13 protein-coding genes and 1 tRNA gene are annotated in these 19,687 nt (G+C 69.4%); 11 read left to right on the top strand and 3 right to left on the bottom strand.

Annotated features, from left to right (window positions below):
- Positions 1-272 precede the first annotated feature (272 nt).
- Positions 273-345: transfer RNA gene (locus tag ACWCPY_RS28070), tRNA-Thr, on the top strand.
- A 57-nt stretch (positions 346-402) separates the two neighbouring features.
- On the opposite strand, the gene ACWCPY_RS28065 is transcribed toward ACWCPY_RS28070, so the two are convergent.
- Positions 403-3,039, bottom strand: a complete 2,637-nt coding sequence (locus ACWCPY_RS28065) for a SpoIIE family protein phosphatase (RefSeq protein ID WP_451269520.1) — start codon at positions 3,037-3,039, stop codon at positions 403-405.
- A gap of 412 nt (positions 3,040-3,451) precedes the next feature.
- On the opposite strand from ACWCPY_RS28065, the gene ACWCPY_RS28060 reads away from it, so the two are divergent.
- From ACWCPY_RS28060 to ACWCPY_RS28015, 10 genes are all read left to right on the top strand, one after another.
- On the top strand, positions 3,452-8,881 hold the full coding sequence (locus ACWCPY_RS28060; RefSeq protein ID WP_451269518.1) for a HAMP domain-containing protein: 5,430 nt from the start codon (positions 3,452-3,454) through the stop codon (positions 8,879-8,881).
- 244 nt (positions 8,882-9,125) lie between these two features.
- A complete protein-coding gene (locus tag ACWCPY_RS28055) occupies positions 9,126-9,800 on the top strand; it encodes a response regulator (protein ID WP_451269516.1) in 675 nt (224 codons plus the stop codon).
- 276 nt (positions 9,801-10,076) lie between these two features.
- Positions 10,077-12,845 carry a DNA translocase FtsK gene (locus ACWCPY_RS28050; RefSeq protein ID WP_451269514.1) on the top strand — a complete coding sequence of 923 codons (2,769 nt, stop codon included), beginning with the start codon at positions 10,077-10,079 and terminating at the stop codon, positions 12,843-12,845.
- Between the two features lie 213 nt (positions 12,846-13,058).
- Complete coding sequence (locus ACWCPY_RS28045; protein WP_451269512.1) at positions 13,059-13,859, top strand: helix-turn-helix domain-containing protein; 801 nt, start codon at positions 13,059-13,061, stop codon at positions 13,857-13,859.
- 147 nt (positions 13,860-14,006) lie between these two features.
- Positions 14,007-15,482, top strand: coding sequence for a 30S ribosomal protein S12 methylthiotransferase RimO (rimO, locus tag ACWCPY_RS28040; protein WP_451269510.1), 1,476 nt, complete (start codon positions 14,007-14,009; stop codon positions 15,480-15,482).
- Positions 15,479-16,183, top strand: a complete 705-nt coding sequence (pgsA, locus tag ACWCPY_RS28035) for a CDP-diacylglycerol--glycerol-3-phosphate 3-phosphatidyltransferase (protein WP_451269508.1) — start codon at positions 15,479-15,481, stop codon at positions 16,181-16,183. Before rimO ends, pgsA begins: the two co-directional genes overlap by 4 nt.
- On the top strand, positions 16,180-16,689 hold the full coding sequence (locus ACWCPY_RS28030; protein ID WP_451269506.1) for a CinA family protein: 510 nt from the start codon (positions 16,180-16,182) through the stop codon (positions 16,687-16,689). Before pgsA ends, ACWCPY_RS28030 begins: the two co-directional genes overlap by 4 nt.
- A 109-nt stretch (positions 16,690-16,798) precedes the next feature.
- The gene (locus tag ACWCPY_RS28025; RefSeq protein ID WP_018105285.1) at positions 16,799-17,182 is read left to right on the top strand and encodes a helix-turn-helix domain-containing protein; all 384 of its coding nucleotides are present in this window, start codon (positions 16,799-16,801) and stop codon (positions 17,180-17,182) included.
- A gap of 200 nt (positions 17,183-17,382) precedes the next feature.
- Positions 17,383-17,574, top strand: a complete 192-nt coding sequence (locus ACWCPY_RS28020) for a CsbD family protein (protein WP_451269504.1) — start codon at positions 17,383-17,385, stop codon at positions 17,572-17,574.
- Between the two features lie 220 nt (positions 17,575-17,794).
- On the top strand, positions 17,795-18,073 hold the full coding sequence (locus tag ACWCPY_RS28015) for a hypothetical protein (RefSeq protein ID WP_451269502.1): 279 nt from the start codon (positions 17,795-17,797) through the stop codon (positions 18,071-18,073).
- Here the strand turns inward: ACWCPY_RS28015 and ACWCPY_RS28010 are convergent.
- Both ACWCPY_RS28010 and ACWCPY_RS28005 read right to left on the bottom strand, forming a co-directional pair.
- On the bottom strand, positions 18,021-18,785 hold the full coding sequence (locus ACWCPY_RS28010) for an SDR family NAD(P)-dependent oxidoreductase (RefSeq protein WP_451269500.1): 765 nt from the start codon (positions 18,783-18,785) through the stop codon (positions 18,021-18,023). The genes ACWCPY_RS28015 and ACWCPY_RS28010 overlap by 53 nt on opposite strands.
- Positions 18,786-18,821: 36 nt before the next feature.
- Positions 18,822-19,625: a DNA-formamidopyrimidine glycosylase family protein gene (locus ACWCPY_RS28005; RefSeq protein ID WP_451269498.1), complete on the bottom strand. Its 804-nt coding sequence runs from the start codon at positions 19,623-19,625 to the stop codon at positions 18,822-18,824.
- Positions 19,626-19,687 lie beyond the last annotated feature (62 nt).

Below are 19,687 nucleotides of genomic sequence, written 5' to 3'. Positions count from 1 at the left end.
GGGGACCCTGTGGGAGAGTAGGACGCCGCCGAACTCCTTTTACGGGAAAGCCCCGTGCCCTTGTGGCACGGGGCTTTTCTGCGTTTACGGGCATTGACCGGGCGGCGCCCGATGACGTCGTTTCGTCGGGCCGGCCTTGCGCGAGCAGGTCCGCATTGTGGTGGGAGGGACAGGGCAGGCCCCGTGAGGGCCCGTCAGAGTCTTCTGCGGCCAGTGGTTTTGAGCATCCCTGAGTTCGGGGTATGCTTTACCTCGTTGCCACAGCGCAGCAGGCCCCAATAGCTCAGTCGGTAGAGCGTCTCCATGGTAAGGAGAAGGTCTGCGGTTCGATTCCGCATTGGGGCTCAGAAGACAAGGAAAGGCCCCCGCCAGTCGGCGGGGGCCTTTCCTGTTGGTGCAGCCCTACTGGAGGTTGGGAGGCTCGGGCACGCGCATGGCGAGGATGGCCATGTCGTCCGAGGCCGGCTCGGCGGCGAAACGCTCCACCGCCCGCAGGATGCGAGCCGCCACCGCACCCGCCGTGAGGCCCGTGCAGGTCGACAGGACGTCCGCCAGACCGTCGTCGCCCAGCATGCGGGTGCCCTCCCGGCGTTCCGTGACGCCGTCGGTGACGCACAGCAGGACATCGCCCGGGGCCAGGGTCACCGTCTGCTCGTACAGTTCGAGTTCCTCGATGACCCCCAGCAGCGGCTGGGGCTCGGCCGCCGCCTCGACCGAACCGTCCTGACGCAGGCGCAGCGGCAGCGGGTGTCCCGCGCAGACCACCTTCAGCAGGGCGCTGCCATCCTCCTGGGGCCACAGCTCGCCGTACAGGAGGGTCAGGAAGCGGCTGCGGGCGCCCTCGTCCAGGATGGCGGCGTTGAGTCGCTCCAGCACTGCGGGGCCGCCGAAGCCCTCGCGGGCGAGGAGGCGCAGGGCGTGGCGGGCGAGGCCCGTGACGGCCGCGGCCTCCGGCCCTGTACCGCACACGTCGCCGATGGCGAAGCCGTAGGCGCCGTCGCGGATCGGGAAGACGTCGTAGAAGTCACCGCCGACCTCGTTGCCCTCGCCGGCCGCGCGGTAGATGACCTCGATCTCGACATTGGGGACGTCGGGCAGCCCCGGCGGCAGCAGACTGCGCTGCAGGGACTGGCTGATCGCCGTGCGCTCCGAGTAGAGGCGGGCGTTGTCGAGGGCCAGGGCGGCGCGGCGGGAGAGGTCCTCGGCCAACTCCAGGATCTCCTGGCGGAAATGGTCGTCGGAGGGCTTCCCCAGCGTCAGCATGCCGATGACACGGTTACGGGCCACGAGCGGCAGGACCACCGTCTCGCCGCCCACCGCGGCCGCGGTGGCGAGCGTCGTACGGATGCCGGAACCCAGTCTGCCCGGTTCGACGAACCGGCCGGTCTCACCGAGGCCGAGCGTGCGCATCGAACTCCGCAGGGCGGCCTGGTGGGCGGCCTCGGACGGGGCGGTCCAGACGCGGGCGCCGGGGGTCGGCACGGGGTCGGGCGGTGCGATCTTGGAGAGCAGAGCCTTGAGCCCGTCGATGCGCTCCTCGTCCTCGTGCAGCACGTAGGAGAGGTACGGATCGGACGACTGGTCGGCGATCGTGTACACGGCGCACCAGGTGGCCAGGGTGGGGACCGTCATCTGGGCCATCAGCGCCAGGGTCTGGTCCCGGTCGAGGGTTCCGGCCAGCAGGTCGGAGGCCTCGACGAGGAAGGAGAGGGAACCGCGACGAAGGCGCTCCAGCTCGCCCAGACGGGCCGACTCGACCGCCAGCGCGATCCGGTCCGCGGCGAACTGCAGGCGCAGGGCCTCCTCGTTCGAGTAGCGGCCGGCCGCTTCGGCGGCGACGCCCAGGGAGCCTGTCAGCCGCCCTTCGACCTTGAGCGGGACGGTGACGACAGAACGCATCCCGGTCCCGCCGAGCAGCGGGACGGCGCCCGGCACGTTGTCGAGGTCTTCGTGGACGGCGGGCATCCGGGCGGATCCGTACCGTCCGGTTCCGGCCTCCACCGGGACGCGTGCGAAACGCTGGCGGGCGGAGGGCAGGCCCGTGGTGGCCCGTACCTCCAGCTCCGTCTCGTCGTCCGTGGCCAGCAGCAGGAAGGCCGCATCGGCATCGAGCATGTCGCGGGCCCGTTCGACCGTGCGCTGGAGCAGGCCGTCGAGGTCGTCCGGGGCGGGGGAGCCGATGAAGATCTCGAACGGGTCCGTCTTGCCGTTCTCGGAGTTCGTGTCGGACACCGGCGTGCGGGCCGGCGACTGGAGCACGGCGCGTTCGTAGTCGCGGACGAGCAGGCAGACGGTCGAGGGCTCGCCATGGGTGTCACGGACCCGCAGGTGCGAGGCGTAGACCGGGATGATCCGGCCGTCGTCGCCCCGGATCCCGTAACTGCCCTCCCAGCGCGAGAGCTGGAGGGCGTCGACGATGCCCGTGTTGGTGCCGGGGGTCTGGGGCCAGGCGGTGAAGTCGGTGAGCTGTTTCCCGGTGACCTGATCCGCGGTATGGCCGAAAAGGAATGCGGCGTCCTCGTTCCAGGCCGCGATGGAGCCGGCGCTGTCGATCTGGACGACCGCCACCCGGACGCGTTCGTCGGCGACGGGGAGCAGTCCCACGGGGAGCAGCGGGCCCGCCGAGCGGATGCCCACCGGGCGTTCGGGCAGGTCGAGCTGGAACCAGACATGCTTGCGGGTGGGCGAGTACTCGACGCCCCACCGGGTGGCGAGTGCCGCGCAGAGCAGCAGCCCTCGGCCGTTCTCGCGGTCCGGGCTGCCGAAGTCCGGGCCCGCGCTCTGGAGCGGGACCTCGCGTTCCGGGTAGTGGTCCGAGACCTCGATCCGGACGCCGTCCTCCGTGCGCAGACACAGCACGTCCGCCGCGGTGCCCGCGTGGATCACGGCATTGGTCACCAGCTCGCTGGTGAGGACGACCGCGTCGTCGACCACGTCGGTGTAGCCCCACCCCTGCAGGGTGTCACGGACGAAGGCGCGGGCGGTCGCGACCGAGCGCCCGACCGGGTCGAAGGTGGCGGCCGCGCGCGCGGTGATCACAGCACTCCCCATTGGTGTCTCGTCGCTTCCCCGAGTCCTGTGCCCGTTTCTCGCCGCTTCGATTCGCCTGCCAGGCTAGACGCTCGGTCTCGGTGCCGGATACACGAGGGGCGACTTCGGGCAGGAGCGAGCAGGAACGGACCTGTGAACGGACAAGTGTGGGCTTCTCAGCCGGGTGATGCGGGACAACCCTTGGAGCTTGCACCCCGGCTGCGTCGGGCCTGGTACGTTTCAACGATTTGACGTCCCCATGGTCACCCGTCGACGGTGGTCCGTGGCGGTGAGCCAAAGAAGAACTGGGCAAGCTCCAGGACAAGGCCCGAGCGATACGGTCAACCCCTGCGGGAGGGACACGGTGGAGTCTGGCGTGGCGGCGCGGGGCAAAAGCACGCGCACAAAAGGCGGACAGTCCGTGAAGAAACAGCGCAATGGAACCATCGACGTCGACGCGGCGGCGCTCAACAGACTGCTGGCGGGCCTCGTGGCGATGCGCGACGGGAATTTCCGCAGGCGTCTGACCGTCTCGGGCGACGATGTGATGGCGGAGATCGCGGCGGTCTTCAACGAGGTCGCCGACCGCAATCTGCATCTCACCGGTGAGCTGGCCCGGGTGCGGCGGGTGGTCGGACGTGAGGGGAAGCTCACCGAGCGGCTGGAGACGGGCGCCTGCGAGGGCTCCTGGGCCGCCGCGATCGACGCCTCCAACGAGCTCGTCGACGATCTGGCACGCCCGGTCTCGGAGGTCGGGCGGGTGCTTTCGGCGGTGGCCGACGGTGATCTCGAACAGCGGATGGAACTGCGCTCGCACACGTCCGACGAGACGGTACGGCCGTTGCGCGGCGAGTTCCTGAAGGTCGCCCGTACGGTCAACAGCCTCGTCGACCAGTTGTCGGCGTTCACCGAGCAGGTGACGCGGGTCGCGGTCGAGGTGGGTACCGAGGGCAAGCTGGGCGGACAGGCCCAGGTGCGCGGGATGTCCGGGTCGTGGAAGGACCTCACGGACTCCGTGAACACCATGGCGTACCGGCTGACCGCGCAGGTGCGCGACATCGCCCTGGTGACGACGGCGGTCGCCAAGGGCGATCTGTCGCGGAAGGTCACCGTCCATGTGGCCGGCGAGATGCTCCAGCTGAAGAACACCGTCAACACGATGGTCGACCAGCTGTCGTCGTTCTCCTCCGAGGTGACCCGGGTCGCCCGTGAGGTGGGCACGGAGGGTGAGCTCGGCGGGCAGGCGACCGTGCCGGGTGTGGCCGGGGTGTGGAAGGACCTCACGGACTCCGTCAACACGATGGCCGGGAACCTCACCTCCCAGGTGCGCGGTATCGCGGAGGTGACCACGGCCGTCGCCAACGGCGACCTGTCCCAGAAGGTCACGGTGAGCGCCCGTGGCGAGGTGGCGCAACTGGCCGAGACCATCAACCAGATGACCGACACGCTGCGGCTCTTCGCGGACGAAGTGACCCGGGTGGCCAGCGAGGTCGGTGGCGAGGGTCTGCTCGGCGGTCAGGCGAAGGTGCCGGGTGCGGCGGGGACCTGGAAGGACCTCACCGACTCGGTGAACACGGTCTTCCGGAACCTGACGACCCAGGTGCGGGACATCGCGCAGGTGACCACGGCGGTGGCCAACGGTGACCTGTCCCAGAAGGTCACGGTGGATGTGGCCGGCGAGATGCTGGAGCTGAAGAACACCGTCAACACGATGGTGGACCAGCTCCAGGCGTTCGGTTCGGAGGTGACCCGGGTCGCCCGGGAGGTCGGCGTCGAGGGCCGGCTCGGTGGTCAGGCCGAGGTGCCGGGTGCGGCGGGGACCTGGAAGGACCTCACCGACTCGGTGAACGCGGCGTTCCGCAACCTCACCGGGCAGGTGCGCGACATCGCGCAGGTGACGACCGCGGTGGCCAACGGTGACCTGACGCAGAAGGTCACCGTCGATGTCGCGGGCGAGATGCTGGAGTTGAAGAACACCGTCAACACGATGGTGTCGCAGCTCTCCAGCTTCGCCGACCAGGTGACGGGGATGGCGCGTGACGTGGGTACGGAGGGCCGCCTCGGGGGCCAGGCCCGGGTGGACGGCGTCTCGGGCACCTGGAAGGAGCTCACCGACTCCGTCAACTTCATGGCAGGGAACCTGACTTCGCAGGTGCGCCAGATCGCTCAGGTGACCACTGCGGTGGCGCGGGGTGACCTGTCGCAGAAGATCGATGTGGACGCGCGGGGCGAGATCCTGGAGCTGAAGAACACCATCAACACGATGGTCGACCAGCTCTCCGCCTTCGCCGAGCAGGTGACCCGGGTCGCCCGCGAGGTCGGTACCGACGGGCGGCTGGGCGGTCAGGCGCAGGTGCCCGGCGTGGCCGGGGTGTGGCGTGATCTGACCGATTCGGTGAACGGCATGGCGGGCAACCTCACCGCTCAGGTCCGAAACATCGCGCAGGTCGCCACTGCGGTGGCGCGGGGTGACCTGTCGCAGAAGATCGATGTGGACGCGCGGGGCGAGATCCTGGAGCTGAAGAACACCATCAACACGATGGTCGACCAGCTCTCGAACTTCGCCGAGCAGGTGACCAGGGTCGCCCGCGAGGTCGGTACGGAGGGCATCCTCGGCGGCCAGGCCGAGGTGCAGGGAGTGTCCGGTACGTGGAAGGACCTCACCCAGTCCGTCAACGGCATGGCGAACAACCTGACCATGCAGGTCCGCAACATCGCCGAGGTCACCACCGCGGTCGCCAACGGTGATCTCTCCAAGAAGATCACCGTCGACGCCCGGGGCGAGATCCTCGAACTGGTCACGACCGTCAACACCATGGTGGACCAGCTGCTGAACTTCGCCGACGAGGTGACCAGGGTCGCCCGTGAGGTGGGCACCGAGGGCATCCTCGGCGGCCAGGCCCGGGTGCCGGGTGCGACGGGCATCTGGAAGGACCTCAGCGACAACGTCAACCTGATGGCCAACAACCTGACCAGCCAGGTGCGGAACATCTCCCGGGTCTCTTCGGCGGTCGCCAACGGCGATCTGCGCAAGAAGGTCACCGTCGAGGCGCGCGGCGAGGTCGCCGAGCTGGCGGACACCGTCAACACGATGGTGACGACCCTGTCCTCGTTCGCCGACGAGGTGACGCGAGTCGCCCGCGAGGTGGGCACGGAGGGCGAACTGGGCGGCCAGGCCAGGGTGCCCGGGGTCTCCGGTACGTGGAAGGACCTCACCGAGTCGGTGAACTCGATGGCGTCCAACCTGACGGGTCAGGTGCGTCAGATCGCCGCGGTCACCACCGCCATCGCCAAGGGCGACCTCACCAAGAAGATCGACATCGACGCGCGCGGTGAGATCCTGGAGCTGAAGAACACCATCAACACGATGGTCGACCAGCTGTCCTCCTTCGCCGAGCAGGTGACCCGGGTGGCCCGCGAGGTGGGCACGGAGGGGCAGCTGGGCGGCCAGGCCCGGGTCCGGGACGTCGACGGCACCTGGCGCGACCTCACCGAGTCGGTGAACGAGATGGCCGGAAACCTCACCCGTCAGGTGCGGGCCATCGCGGCCGTCGCCACCGCGGTGACCCGTGGCGATCTCAACCTGAAGATCGATGTGGACGCGGCCGGCGAGATCCAGGCCCTCCAGGACAACATCAACACCATGATCGCCAATCTCCGCGACACCACGGCGACCAACAAGGAACAGGACTGGCTCAAGGGCAACCTCGCCCGGATCTCCGGCCTGATGCAGGGGCGCCGCGACCTGGACGACGTGGCCTCGCTGATCATGAGCGAGCTGACACCGGTCGTGTCCGCTCAGCACGGTGCGTTCTTCCTGGCCATGCCGACGGGGGACACCGGGGCGGTGGGCCCGGACAGCGATGTCGAGGGCTCGTACGAACTCTGCATGAGGGGCAGTTACGGATACTCGGCGGGCTCGATGCCGACGTCCTTCCGGCCGGGCGAGACGCTCATCGGCACGGCTGCCGAGGAGAAGCGGACCATTCAGGTGGACAACGTTCCGCCGGGATATCTGAAGATCTCCTCCGGTCTCGGTGAGGCGCCGCCCGCACATGTGATCGTGCTGCCGGTGCTTTTCGAGGGGAAGGTGCTCGGCGTGATCGAGCTGGCGTCCTTCCAGCCGTTCACCCATATTCAGCGGGACTTCCTCAACCAGCTCGCGGAAATGATCGCGACGAGCGTCAACACCATCAGCGTCAATACGAAGACCGAGAAGCTCCTCGAACAGTCGCAGGAGCTGGCCGAGCAATTGCGCGACCGTTCTCAGGAGTTGGAGAACCGGCAGAAGGCGCTCCAGGCCTCCAACGCCGAACTGGAGGAGAAGGCCGAACTGCTCGCCCAGCAGAACCGTGACATCGAGGTCAAGAACACCGAGATCGAGGAGGCCCGTCAGGTCCTGGAGGAGCGCGCCGAGCAGCTCGCGGTCTCGATGCGCTACAAGTCCGAGTTCCTGGCGAACATGTCGCACGAGTTGCGTACGCCGCTCAACTCGCTGCTCATTCTGGCCAAGTTGCTCGCGGACAACGCCGAGGGCAATCTCTCGCCCAAGCAGGTGGAGTTCGCCGAGACGATCCACGGGGCCGGTTCCGATCTGCTCCAGCTGATCAACGACATTCTCGATCTGACGAAGGTCGAGGCGGGCAAGATGGATGTCAGCCCGACCCGGATCGCACTGGTTCAGCTGGTGGACTACGTGGAGGCGACCTTCCGGCCGCTCACGGCGGAGAAGGGGCTCGACTTCTCCGTGCGGGTCTCGCCGGAACTGCCGGCGACCCTGCACACGGACGAGCAGCGGCTGTTGCAGGTGCTGCGCAACCTGCTCTCCAACGCGGTGAAGTTCACCGACAGCGGGGCCGTCGAGCTGGTCATCCGGCACGCCAACGAGGATGTGCCGAACGCCATCCGTGAGCAGCTCCTGGAGGCCGGCTCACTGCGTGACGCGGACGCCGACCTGATCGCGTTCTCGGTCACCGACACCGGGATCGGGATCGCCTCCAGCAAGATGCGGGTGATCTTCGAGGCGTTCAAGCAGGCGGACGGTACGACCAGCCGCAAGTACGGCGGTACGGGGCTCGGGCTGTCCATCAGCAGGGAGATCGCCCGGTTGCTGGGCGGCGAGATCCATGCGGCCAGCGAGCCCGGCCGGGGCTCGACGTTCACGCTGTACCTGCCGTTGCACCCGAGCGAGTTGCCGCCGCAGGGATACCCGCAGATCGGCCCCGGGCCCATCGAGGCGCATGGCGTGGCGATCGAGGAGGGGCTGTTGCCGGAGGCCGGTCCGGGTGCCGGCGCTGCGGCCGCGGCACCGGGTCCGGCCGGCGCGGCCGGTCTGATGCGACGCCGTCGCAAGAGCCTGGAGCGTGCGGAGCGGCGGCCCGCACTGCCGCCCCGGAGCACCGCGCCGGCGGCCCCGCAGGAGCCGTGGACGCTTGCCGGGCAGGAGGAGCCCGAGGTCCGCAGGGCGTTCCGGTTCCGTGGCGAGAAGGTGCTCATCGTCGACGACGACATCCGCAACGTCTTCGCGCTCACCAGCGTGCTGGAGCAGCACGGTCTTTCGGTGCTCTACGCGGAGAACGGGCGCGTGGGCATCGAAGTCCTGGAACAGCACGACGATGTGACGGTCGTACTGATGGACATCATGATGCCGGAGATGGACGGCTATGCCACGACGGCGGCGATCCGCCGTATGCCGCAGTTCGCCGGGCTGCCGATCGTCGCGTTGACGGCGAAGGCGATGAAGGGTGACCGGGAGAAGGCGCTCGAATCCGGAGCTTCCGACTATGTCACCAAGCCCGTCGATCCTGATCATCTTCTTTCCGTAATGGAGCAGTGGATGCGCGGAGAGTGATCATTAGTGGAGTTAATTGCGATGAGTTGCTGATCGACTGTGCTCGCAGGGGTGTGAGAGGGCGCTGTACGGGGAACCTTCTGGTCCCCCACCGCGTTTCTGCTGTGTGCACAGTGACATCGCGGTGACAGGGTGTGGCGACGGGCGGGGTGCGGCTACCATGACCGGCACAAGGACGGACGGCGTAAGGGAGTCGTCCCCTGGGGCGGCGCCCGGTGCAATTCCGGGGCGAGGAGGACGGGCCATGGTGCAGAAGGCCAAGATCCTCCTGGTCGATGACCGGCCGGAGAATCTGCTGGCGCTGGAGGCCATCCTCTCTGCGCTCGATCAGACACTGGTACGGGCATCGTCAGGGGAGGAAGCGCTCAAAGCGCTGCTCACGGACGACTTCGCGGTCATTCTGCTGGACGTCCAGATGCCGGGCATGGACGGTTTCGAAACCGCCGCGCACATCAAGCGGCGGGAACGGACCCGGGACATCCCGATCATCTTTCTCACCGCGATCAATCACGGTCCGCATCACACCTTCCGGGGTTATGCGGCGGGCGCGGTGGACTACATCTCGAAGCCGTTCGACCCGTGGGTGCTGCGGGCCAAGGTCTCGGTCTTCGTCGAGCTGTACATGAAGAACTGCAAGCTGCGTGAGCAGGCGGCGCTGCTGCGGCTCCAGCTGGAGGGCGACGGGGCCGGTGCGGACCACGAGAAGGAGCCCGCCGGGCTGCTGGCCGAGCTCTCGGCGCGGCTCGCGGCCGTCGAGGAGCAGGCGGAGGCGCTCTCCAAGCAGCTCGACGACGAGTCGGCGGACGCCGCGGCGGTGGCCACCGCCGCCCATCTGGAGCGCAAGCTGACCGGGCTGCGCCGGGCGCTGGACGCCTTGGAGCCCGGCACCGGAAGCGGCGCGGCCACCCTTCCCTCGTAACGCCGCGGGCGATCCGTCGCGCTGTTCCGCCGCGGCCGGCTGCCGGGGGAGTGCCGGCCGTGTCGGCGGTGGTCCGGTGGTGCGACTTCCGGCCGGGGTGGGGCGGTTGTCCGGAGTCCCGGCCCAACTGCCCCTTGCGCGGCGCCGTTCGACGGTCCGTGAGCGAGAGCTCCGGCGATGAGGCCACGTCAGTTCGCCGCCCCTGTACAGCGACACGGACGGGTGAAGCGGGCCGCGCTCGTGTTAACAGCCGTGGACACCGGTAACCTCGGCACCATGGCCTCACGTACGTCCGGCAAGGGTTCCCAGGGCACGGCGGGCACCGCGAAGCGCGTCGGCCGTACCGCGGGACCGGCCAAGAAAGCCGCGCCCGCGAAGAAGACGGCTGCCAAGAAGGCCGTGCCCGCCAAGAAGGCCCCCGCCAAGAAGGCGGCGGCGAAGAAGGCGGCGCCGCCCAGACCCGCCCCGTCGCCCACCAACGGTGTCTACCGCCTGGCGCGCGCCGTCTGGCTCGGTACGGCCCACGCCGTCGGAGCCATGTTCCGCGGCATAGGGCGCGGCGCGAAGGGGCTCGACCCCGCACACCGCAAGGACGGCGTCGCGCTGCTGCTGCTCGGGCTCGCGCTGGTCGTCGCCGCGGGCACCTGGTCGAATCTGCGCGGCCCCGTCGGCGACCTGGTGGAGATGCTGGTCACCGGGGCCTTCGGCCGGCTCGATCTGCTCGTACCGATACTGCTCGGCGCCATCGCCGTACGGCTGATCCGCTACCCGGAGAGGCCCGAGGCCAACGGCCGTATCGTCATCGGGCTCTCCGCCCTCGTCATCGGGGTGCTCGGGCAGGTCCACATCGCGTGCGGATCGCCCGGCCGGGAGGACGGCACCACGGCGATGCAGAACGCGGGCGGGCTCATCGGCTGGGCGGCCTCCAAGCCGCTGATCTACACGATGGGCGAGGTCCTCGCCGTACCGCTGCTGCTGCTGCTCACCGTCTTCGGGCTGCTGGTCGTCACCGCCACCCCGGTGAACGCCATCCCGCAACGGCTCCGGCTGCTCGGCACCAAACTGGGCCTCCTCCACCCTGAGTACGACCCCGAGGCGGACGAGGAGAACGACGACGAGCGCTACGAGGAGCAGTGGCGCGAGCAGCTTCCCGCCCGCTCCCGCCGCTCCCCGGCGCGCCGCTCCGAAGTGCCCGACGAGTACGACCCCGAGCAGGCCGAGGCCGAGGCGCTCTCCAAGCGCCGCAGGCCGCGCAGGCCCTCCGTGCAGCCCGCGATGAACCGCACCCTGGACGCGGTGGACGTGGCGGCCGCCGCGGCCGCCGCCCTGGACGGGGCCGTGCTCAACGGCATGCCGCCCTCGCCGATCGTCGCCGACCTCACCCAGGGCGTCTCCGCCGAACGCGAACGCCCGGGCACACCGGTGCCCGGCGCCAGGGAGGGCGAGCCCTCCTCCGGAGGAGTGAAGCAGCCGCCGCCCGCAAGCGGCGTACCCGATCTCACCAAGGCCGTCCCCGACTCGCAGTCCCAGCCGCTGCCGGCCCGCGCCGAACAGCTCCAGCTCTCCGGCGACATCACCTACTCGCTGCCCTCGCTCGACCTGCTGGAGCGCGGTGGCCCCGGCAAGACCCGCAGCGCCGCCAACGACGCCATCGTCGCCGCGCTGACGAACGTCTTCACCGAATTCAAGGTCGACGCCGCCGTCACCGGTTTCACCCGCGGACCGACGGTCACGCGGTACGAGGTGGAGCTCGGCCCCGCGGTGAAGGTCGAGCGGATCACCGCGCTCGCCAAGAACATCGCCTACGCCGTCGCCAGTCCCGACGTCCGGATCATCTCCCCGATCCCGGGCAAATCCGCGGTCGGCATCGAGATCCCCAACACCGACCGGGAGATGGTCAACCTCGGCGACGTGCTGCGCCTCGCGGACGCCGCGGAGGACGACCACCCGATGCTGGTCGCGCTCGGCAAGGACGTCGAGGGCGGCTATGTGATGGCCAACCTGGCGAAGATGCCGCACGTGCTGGTGGCCGGTGCGACCGGTTCCGGAAAGTCGTCGTGCATCAACTGCCTGATCACCTCGGTCATGGTGCGGGCGACCCCGGACGACGTCAGGATGGTGCTGGTCGACCCCAAGCGCGTCGAGCTCACCGCGTACGAGGGCATCCCGCACCTGATCACGCCGATCATCACCAACCCGAAGCGCGCCGCCGAGGCGCTCCAGTGGGTCGTGCGGGAGATGGACCTGCGCTACGACGACCTCGCCGCGTTCGGGTACCGGCACATCGACGACTTCAACCAGGCCGTCCGCAACGGCAAGGTCAAGCCGCCGGAGGGCAGTGAACGCGAGCTCTCGCCCTATCCGTACCTGCTGGTGATCGTCGACGAGCTCGCCGACCTGATGATGGTCGCTCCGCGCGACGTGGAGGACGCCATCGTCCGGATCACCCAACTGGCCCGCGCCGCCGGTATTCACCTGGTGCTCGCGACCCAGCGGCCCTCGGTCGACGTCGTCACCGGTCTGATCAAGGCGAACGTGCCCTCCCGGCTCGCCTTCGCGACCTCGTCGCTGGCCGACAGCCGGGTCATCCTCGACCAGCCCGGCGCCGAGAAGCTCATCGGAAAGGGTGACGGTCTGTTCCTGCCGATGGGGGCGAACAAGCCCACCCGTATGCAGGGTGCCTTCGTCACCGAGGACGAGGTCGCGGCCGTCGTCCAGCACTGCAAGGACCAGATGGCGCCCGTCTTCCGCGAGGACGTGGTGGTCGGCGCGGCCAAGAAGAAGGAGATCGACGAGGACATCGGCGACGACCTGGATCTGCTCTGCCAGGCCGCCGAACTGGTCGTCTCCACCCAGTTCGGGTCCACCTCGATGCTCCAGCGCAAGCTCCGCGTCGGCTTCGCGAAGGCCGGCCGGCTGATGGACCTGATGGAGTCCAGGAACATCGTCGGGCCCAGCGAAGGATCCAAGGCCCGCGACGTCATGGTGAAACCCGACGAGCTGGACGGGGTGTTGGCACTGATCCGCGGGGAAACCGCTCCGTAGGAGAAGTAGGTGAAGTACGGGCAACCGTTTCGCCGGGTCGTACGTCAACTTGGAGGGAGGGGCGGCAGAATTGTCCCTCCCGGGACGGTCCGGCGAATCGGACGGTGTTCGAGTCCGATGGAGGACAAAGTCCTCCCTCCCGGTTGCCCCACCCTTTCGTAACCCCCCTAGACTGAACACCCAGCAGGTGGCTCACGCTCGAAAGGCGCCCCCGTGTCCATCGGCAACTCCCCCGAAGACGACCGGCCTTCGATCGGTCGAGTGCTCCAGCAGGCTCGCATCGGCGCAGGTCTCACGGTCGAAGAGATCAGTTCGTCCACCCGGGTGCGCATCCCCATCGTGCACGCGATCGAAGAGGACGACTTCTCCCGCTGCGGCGGCGACGTGTACGCCCGCGGCCATATCCGTACGCTGGCGCGTGCTGTCGGGATCGATCCGGAACCGCTGGTCTCGCAGTACGACGCGGAACACGGCGGCCGTCCCGCACCCACGCCCGCGGCGCCGCTGTTCGAGGCGGAGAGAATCCGCTCCGAACCCCGCCGTCCCAACTGGACGGCGGCCATGGTCGCGGCGATCGTCGCCGTCGTCGGTTTCGTCGGCTTCACGTTCTTCAAGGGCGGTGACGACACCCCCCCGGCCACCCAGCTCGCGGAGGGGGCGGCACCCAACACGAAGACTCCCAAGCCGAAGACAGGCAAGACCGTCGACCCCAAGCCGGCGCCCTCCGACAGCGCCATCGCCGCGGCCCCCAGGGACAAGGTGACGGTGCGGCTCAACGCCAGCCAGGGCAAGAGCTGGATCTCCGCCAAGGACCACAACGGGCGGCTGCTCTTCGACGGTCTGCTGCTCCAGGGCCAGACCAAGACCTTCCAGGACCAGGAGCGGGTCGACCTCGTCCTCGGTGACGCCGGCTCGATCGAGCTCTTCGTGAATGGCAAGAAGGTCGAGGACAAGTTCCAGCCCGGCCAGGTCGAGCGGCTCTCGTACACCAAGGGCGACCCGGCGGTCGGCTGACCCGTACACGCACCGTTTCCTCCGCAGGCATCGACGATACGGCGAGTGCCCGGCAATCCTGCCGGGCACTCGCCGTATTTGTTACTCGGTGTAACGGTGGAACCCTGCGCGGCAGGGCGAGTGCCGGGACAAAGTAGTCTTGAGCCCATGCCCGAACGCCGTACCGTCGCCCTTGTCACTCTTGGCTGCGCCCGTAACGAGGTGGACTCGGAGGAGCTCGCAGGCCGCTTGGCAGCGGACGGCTGGGAGCTCGTCCAGGACGCCTCCGACGCGGATGTGGCCGTCGTCAACACCTGTGGATTCGTCGAGGCCGCCAAGAAGGACTCCGTCGACGCCCTGCTCGAAGCAAATGATCTGAAGGACCACGGCAGGACGCAGGCCGTGGTCGCCGTCGGCTGCATGGCCGAGCGCTACGGCAAGGACCTCGCCGAGGCCCTGCCCGAGGCGGACGGCGTCCTCGGATTCGACGACTACGCCGACATCTCCGACCGCCTCCAGACCATCCTCAGCGGCGGCGTCCACGCCTCGCACACCCCGCGTGACCGCCGCAAGCTGCTGCCGATCAGCCCGGCCGAGCGGCAGGACGCGGCCGTGGCCCTGCCGGGGCACGCCCAGGAGGCCGAACCGGCCCCCGCGCCCGAGGATCTCCCCGAGGGTGTCGCGCCGGTCTCCGGACCGCGGGCGCCGCTGCGCCGCCGGCTGGGCACCAGCCCCGTCGCCTCGGTGAAGCTCGCCTCCGGCTGCGACCGCCGGTGCTCCTTCTGCGCCATCCCGTCCTTCCGCGGATCCTTCATCTCGCGGCGCCCCTCGGACGTGCTCCAGGAGACCCGCTGGCTGGCCGAGCAGGGCGTCAAGGAGGTCATGCTGGTCTCCGAGAACAACACCTCGTACGGCAAGGACCTCGGCGACATCCGGCTGCTGGAGACGCTGCTGCCGGAGCTCGCCGATGTCGAGGGCATCGAGCGGATCCGGGTCAGCTACCTCCAGCCGGCCGAGATGCGCCCCGGTCTGATCGACGTGCTGACCTCGACGCCCAAGGTCGCGCCCTACTTCGACCTGTCCTTCCAGCACTCGGCCCCCGGCGTGCTGCGGGCGATGCGTCGCTTCGGTGACACCGACCGGTTCCTGGAACTGCTGGACACCATCCGCGGCAAGGCGCCGCAGGCCGGTGCCCGCTCCAACTTCATCGTGGGCTTCCCCGGCGAGACCGAGGCCGACCTGGCGGAGCTGGAACGCTTCCTCACCGGTGCCCGGCTCGACGCCATCGGCGTCTTCGGCTACTCAGACGAGGAGGGCACCGAGGCGGTCGGCTACGAGAACAAGCTGGACGCCGATGTCATCGCCGAGCGGCTCGCGCACATCTCGCAGCTGGCCGAGGAGCTGACCTCGCAGCGTGCCGAGGAGCGCCTGGGCGAGACGCTCCAGGTCCTCGTCGAGTCCGTGGACGACGAGGACGGCGCGGTGGGGCGCGCGGCGCACCAGGCTCCCGAAACGGACGGCCAGGTGCTCTTCACCGCACGCGAGGGCCTGGTGCCCGGCCTTATGGTCGAGGCAAAGGTCGTGGGCACCGAGGGAGTGGACCTGGTGGCCGAGTGTTCCGGACTCATGGAGGCGGCCAGATGACGGGAGTCCCGGCATCCGCGGCAGGTGACTCCGGCGCGAAGCCGGTCCGCGGCGGCAAGCTGGGCACTGCGGCCGTCAATCAGGCCAGCCTGTGGAACATCGCCAATCTGCTCACCATGCTGCGGCTGGTGCTGGTGCCCGGCTTCGTGCTGCTGCTGCTGCACAACGGCGGGTACGACCCTGCCTGGCGGTCGTTCGCCTGGGCGGCGTTCGCCATCGCCATGATCACCGACCTGTTCGACGGCCATCTGGCCCGCACCTACAACCTGGTCACCGACTTCGGGAAGATCGCCGACCCGATCGCGGACAAGGCGATCATGGGCGCGGCGCTGATCTGTCTCTCGTATCTCGGCGATCTGCCCTGGTGGGTCACGGGCGTGATCCTCTTCCGCGAGCTCGGCATCACACTGATGCGCTTCTGGGTGATACGGCACGCGGTGATTCCGGCCAGTCGTGGCGGGAAGATGAAGACCCTGGCGCAGGGGACGGCCGTCGGGATGTACGTCCTGGCGCTGACCGGTCCACTGGCCACCCTGCGCTTCTGGGTGATGGCGGTGGCCGTCGTGCTGACGGTCGTCACCGGGCTCGACTATGTGCGCCAGGCCGTCGTGCTGCGGCGCAAGGGGCTCGCGGCCGAGCGGGCCGCCGCGGAAACCGCCGGGGCCGCGGGAAGCCGTGACTCGGCGGAGGCCGAGCGGTGACTGCCGCGGCCGGGGTGCTGGAGCTGCTCGTGGAGCGGGGGGAGACCCTTGCCGTCGCCGAGTCGCTGACCGGCGGTCTGGTCGCGGCGGAGCTGACTTCCGTGCCGGGTGCCTCGAAGTCCTTCCGGGGCTCCGTGACGGCGTACGCGACGCCCCTGAAGCGGGATGTCCTGGGGGTGGACGGCGTTCTGCTGGCGGAGCGCGGTGCGGTCGACCCGGAGGTGGCGCGGCAGATGGCAGCCGGTGTGCGCCGCGTTCTCGGTGCGGACTGGGGTATGGCCACCACCGGGGTCGCGGGCCCCGAGCCGCAGGACGGCAAGGCCGTGGGCACGGTCTATGTCGCGGTGGCCGGGCCGGACGGGGTGGAGAATATGGCCGAGCTGAGATTGAACGGCGAGCGGGCGGACATCCGTAGAGAGAGCGTACGGAGCGTGCTCGAGCTGCTCTCCGCCGAACTCGGCAGGAATGCAAGGGCACAGGATACGGAACAGAACGGGGGGAATTGATGTTTGCAGCCCTGAGTGAACACGACATCGCTCCCCGCACGGCCGCGGCGCGAGGCGGTACGGTGGGGCGTGAAGGATGCGGCTACGCGGTCCGAGGAGGGAGCCACCGATGATTCTGCTCCGTCGCCTGCTTGGTGACGTGCTGCGTCGGCAGCGCCAGCGCCAAGGCCGTACTCTGCGCGAAGTCTCCTCGTCCGCCCGAGTCTCGCTCGGCTATCTCTCCGAGGTGGAGCGGGGGCAGAAGGAGGCATCCTCCGAGCTGCTCTCCGCCATTTGCGACGCGCTTGACGTACGGATGTCCGAGCTCATGCGTGAAGTGAGCGATGAGCTGTCGCTGGCCGAACTGGCCGAGTCGGCAGCAGCCAGCGATCCGGTGCCTGTGCCGGTGCGGCCAATGCTCAATTCCGTCTCCGTGACGTCGGTGGCAGGTGTGCCGACGGGACGGGTGACCATCAAGGCGCCCGCGGAAGCGGTGGATGTCGTCGCCGCCTGACCCGCGTGGTCCGGTGTGAAGCACAAAGCCCCGGTCGGCCCCGTGTGGGGCGGCCGGGGCTTTCGCGTGCTCCGGGGAGGGGCGGGTGCGGATGGGCAATGAACTGTCCTCGAATGACCGTTTTGTTTCATTTGTGTCATCGTGGGTGGTGCTGGGCGGGGGAGCCGTTCCCCTGCTCGCCCCTACCCGAAGGAGTCGTAGTGGTTGACGAAGGCGCCAAGGACAAGATCAAGGGCAAGGCCAAGGAAGCCATGGGCAAGATGACCGGCGACCGGCGCAAGGAAGCCGAAGGCAAGATGGACCAGGCCAAGGGCCAGGCCAAGGGCGCCATGAGCGACGCCGAGAAGCGCGCGAAGGGCACGAAGGACTCGCTGCGCCGCGACGAGCGCTGACAGCTTCCGGCCGAGCCCCCACGCGAAGCCGTGGGGGCTCGGTGATGCCGTGGCGCTGCTCGTTCTGGATGCGGCCCGGGTGTTGCCGGGTGAGACTGCCAGGAGCGCGTAACGGTCTTTGGCTGTGCACAGAGCGCCGGTGGTGCGCCGATGCGCCCTCCCGCCGGGCGAGCGCGCCGCACTAGGGTCCTTCGTTTGGATCAGGCCGGAGGAGGCAGCCATGGTACGGCGATGGGTGCCGGCGCTCGTTCTCGGCGGGGTGTGGTGGTGGGCCGTGCTGCGGCTCGCGCTGGAACCGGCCCGTGCCGGGCTTGTCGAGGGTGCGGTGGTGGCGGGCGGATGGGGACTGAGCCTGCTGCCCGTGCATGCGGCCGCGACCGCCGGGCCGGCGGGAGCGGGGCGCTGGTTCGGTGTCGGGATGCGGTGGGCGGAGCGGGGCGGACGGGCTACCAGGGCATGGCTACGCCGCCGTTGGGGCGGAGGATCTGGCCGGTCATGAAGGCCGACGCGTCGGAAGCGAGATGCAGCACGGTGTGGGCCACGTCCTCGGGTTCACCCACCCGCCCGAGCGGGGAGATCCGCGCCATCGTCGCCTCCACCCGGTGCTGCCGGTCCGCGTCGTGGCGGGCGGTCATGGGGGTGCGGATCCAGCCCGGGGCGACGGCGTTGACACGGATCGCGTGCGGCCCCAGTTCGGTCGCCAGTGTCTTCGTCAGCTGGACGACCGCCGCCTTGGCCGTGCTGTAGCAGAGCAGCCCCGGGCCCGCGGAGTCGACCGCCCCCGAGGCCATGGTGATCAGTGAGCCGGGAGCGCCGCGCGCGATCATGCTGCGGGCCACCTCCTGGCAGGCGTACAGCACGCCCTTGAAGTTGACCGCGAGGACGCGGTCGAGATCCTCGTCCGTGGTCTCCAGGACGGTGCTCGTGTGCATGATCCCGGCGACGGCGGCCAGGATGTCGAGGTCGCCCGCTGCGGCAACCGCGGCCCCGACCTGGGCGCGGTCGGTGACGTCGAGGACGTGGACGCGGGCCGTACCGCCTGCCCGGGTGATCAGTTCTCGGGTCTCCAGCAGGCCCTTCTCGTCCAGGTCCGCGCAGTGCGTGGTGGCACCCGCGGCCGCGAGCAGGATGGCGCAGGCTCGGCCGATACCGCCCGCGGCGCCGGTGACGAACGCGGAGCGGTCCGTGAGGTCGTACGCGGTGAGGGGCATGACCGGACGGTACGACTGGATCTGACGGATCGTCAACTATCTTGTGGGGCCCGATTGGCAGCGCGGGCACCAGTAGGTGGGACGGGCGTCCTGGTCCGCGGCGCGGATGGGGGTGCCGCAGCGCAGACAGGGGCGGTCGGTCCTGCCGTAGACCCAGAGCCGTTCCTTCGGGCCGTGCCCGCGCGCGATGCGCGTGGCGGTGGTCGTGCGCACCGGGCGGTCGCGATTGGCTTCGAGGAGCTGTTTGGCCGTGGTGACCAGAAGGGCGGCGGTGGTGGCGGGAAGATCGCCGACGGCGAGCCAGGGGGTGGCGCGGGCCAGGAAGCAGAGCTCGGACTTGTAGATGTTGCCGATTCCGGCCAGGTTGCGCTGGTCCAGCAGGGCTTCGCCGAGGGGGCGGCCGGGGTCGGCGAGCAGATTGCGCAGAGCGGTCTCGGGGTCCCAGTCCGGGCCCAGCAGATCGGGGCCGAGATGGCCGACCGCCTTTGCCTCGTCCCCGGTGCGGAGGAGTTCGAGGACGGGCAGCCGGTACCCGACGGCGGTGTGCTCCGTGTTGCCGAGGACGGCGCGGATCTGGTGGGTGGGGCCACCGCGCCAGCGCTCGCCCACGGCGTAGACGCGCCAGGCGCCGTCCATCCGGAGATGGCTGTGCAGGGTGAGACCGCCCTCGACGCGGGTGAGGAGGTGCTTGCCGCGCGGGACGACGTCCAGCACCGTCCGGCCGGTCAGGTCGGCGGTGGCGAACCGGGGCACGCGCAGGTCGGAGCGGGTGAGGACCCGGCCGGCGAGTGCGGTGCGCAGACGTCCGGCCGTCTGGTGGACGGTGTCTCCTTCGGGCATGTCTCCATGATGCGGGCGGGACGGTGTGTGCGGGGTGCGGTGGTACGCGGAGCGGGGCGCGC

It is taken from the genome of Streptomyces sp. NPDC002403 (assembly GCF_053593015.1).
This window is presented reverse-complemented; position numbering and strand designations above follow the sequence as displayed.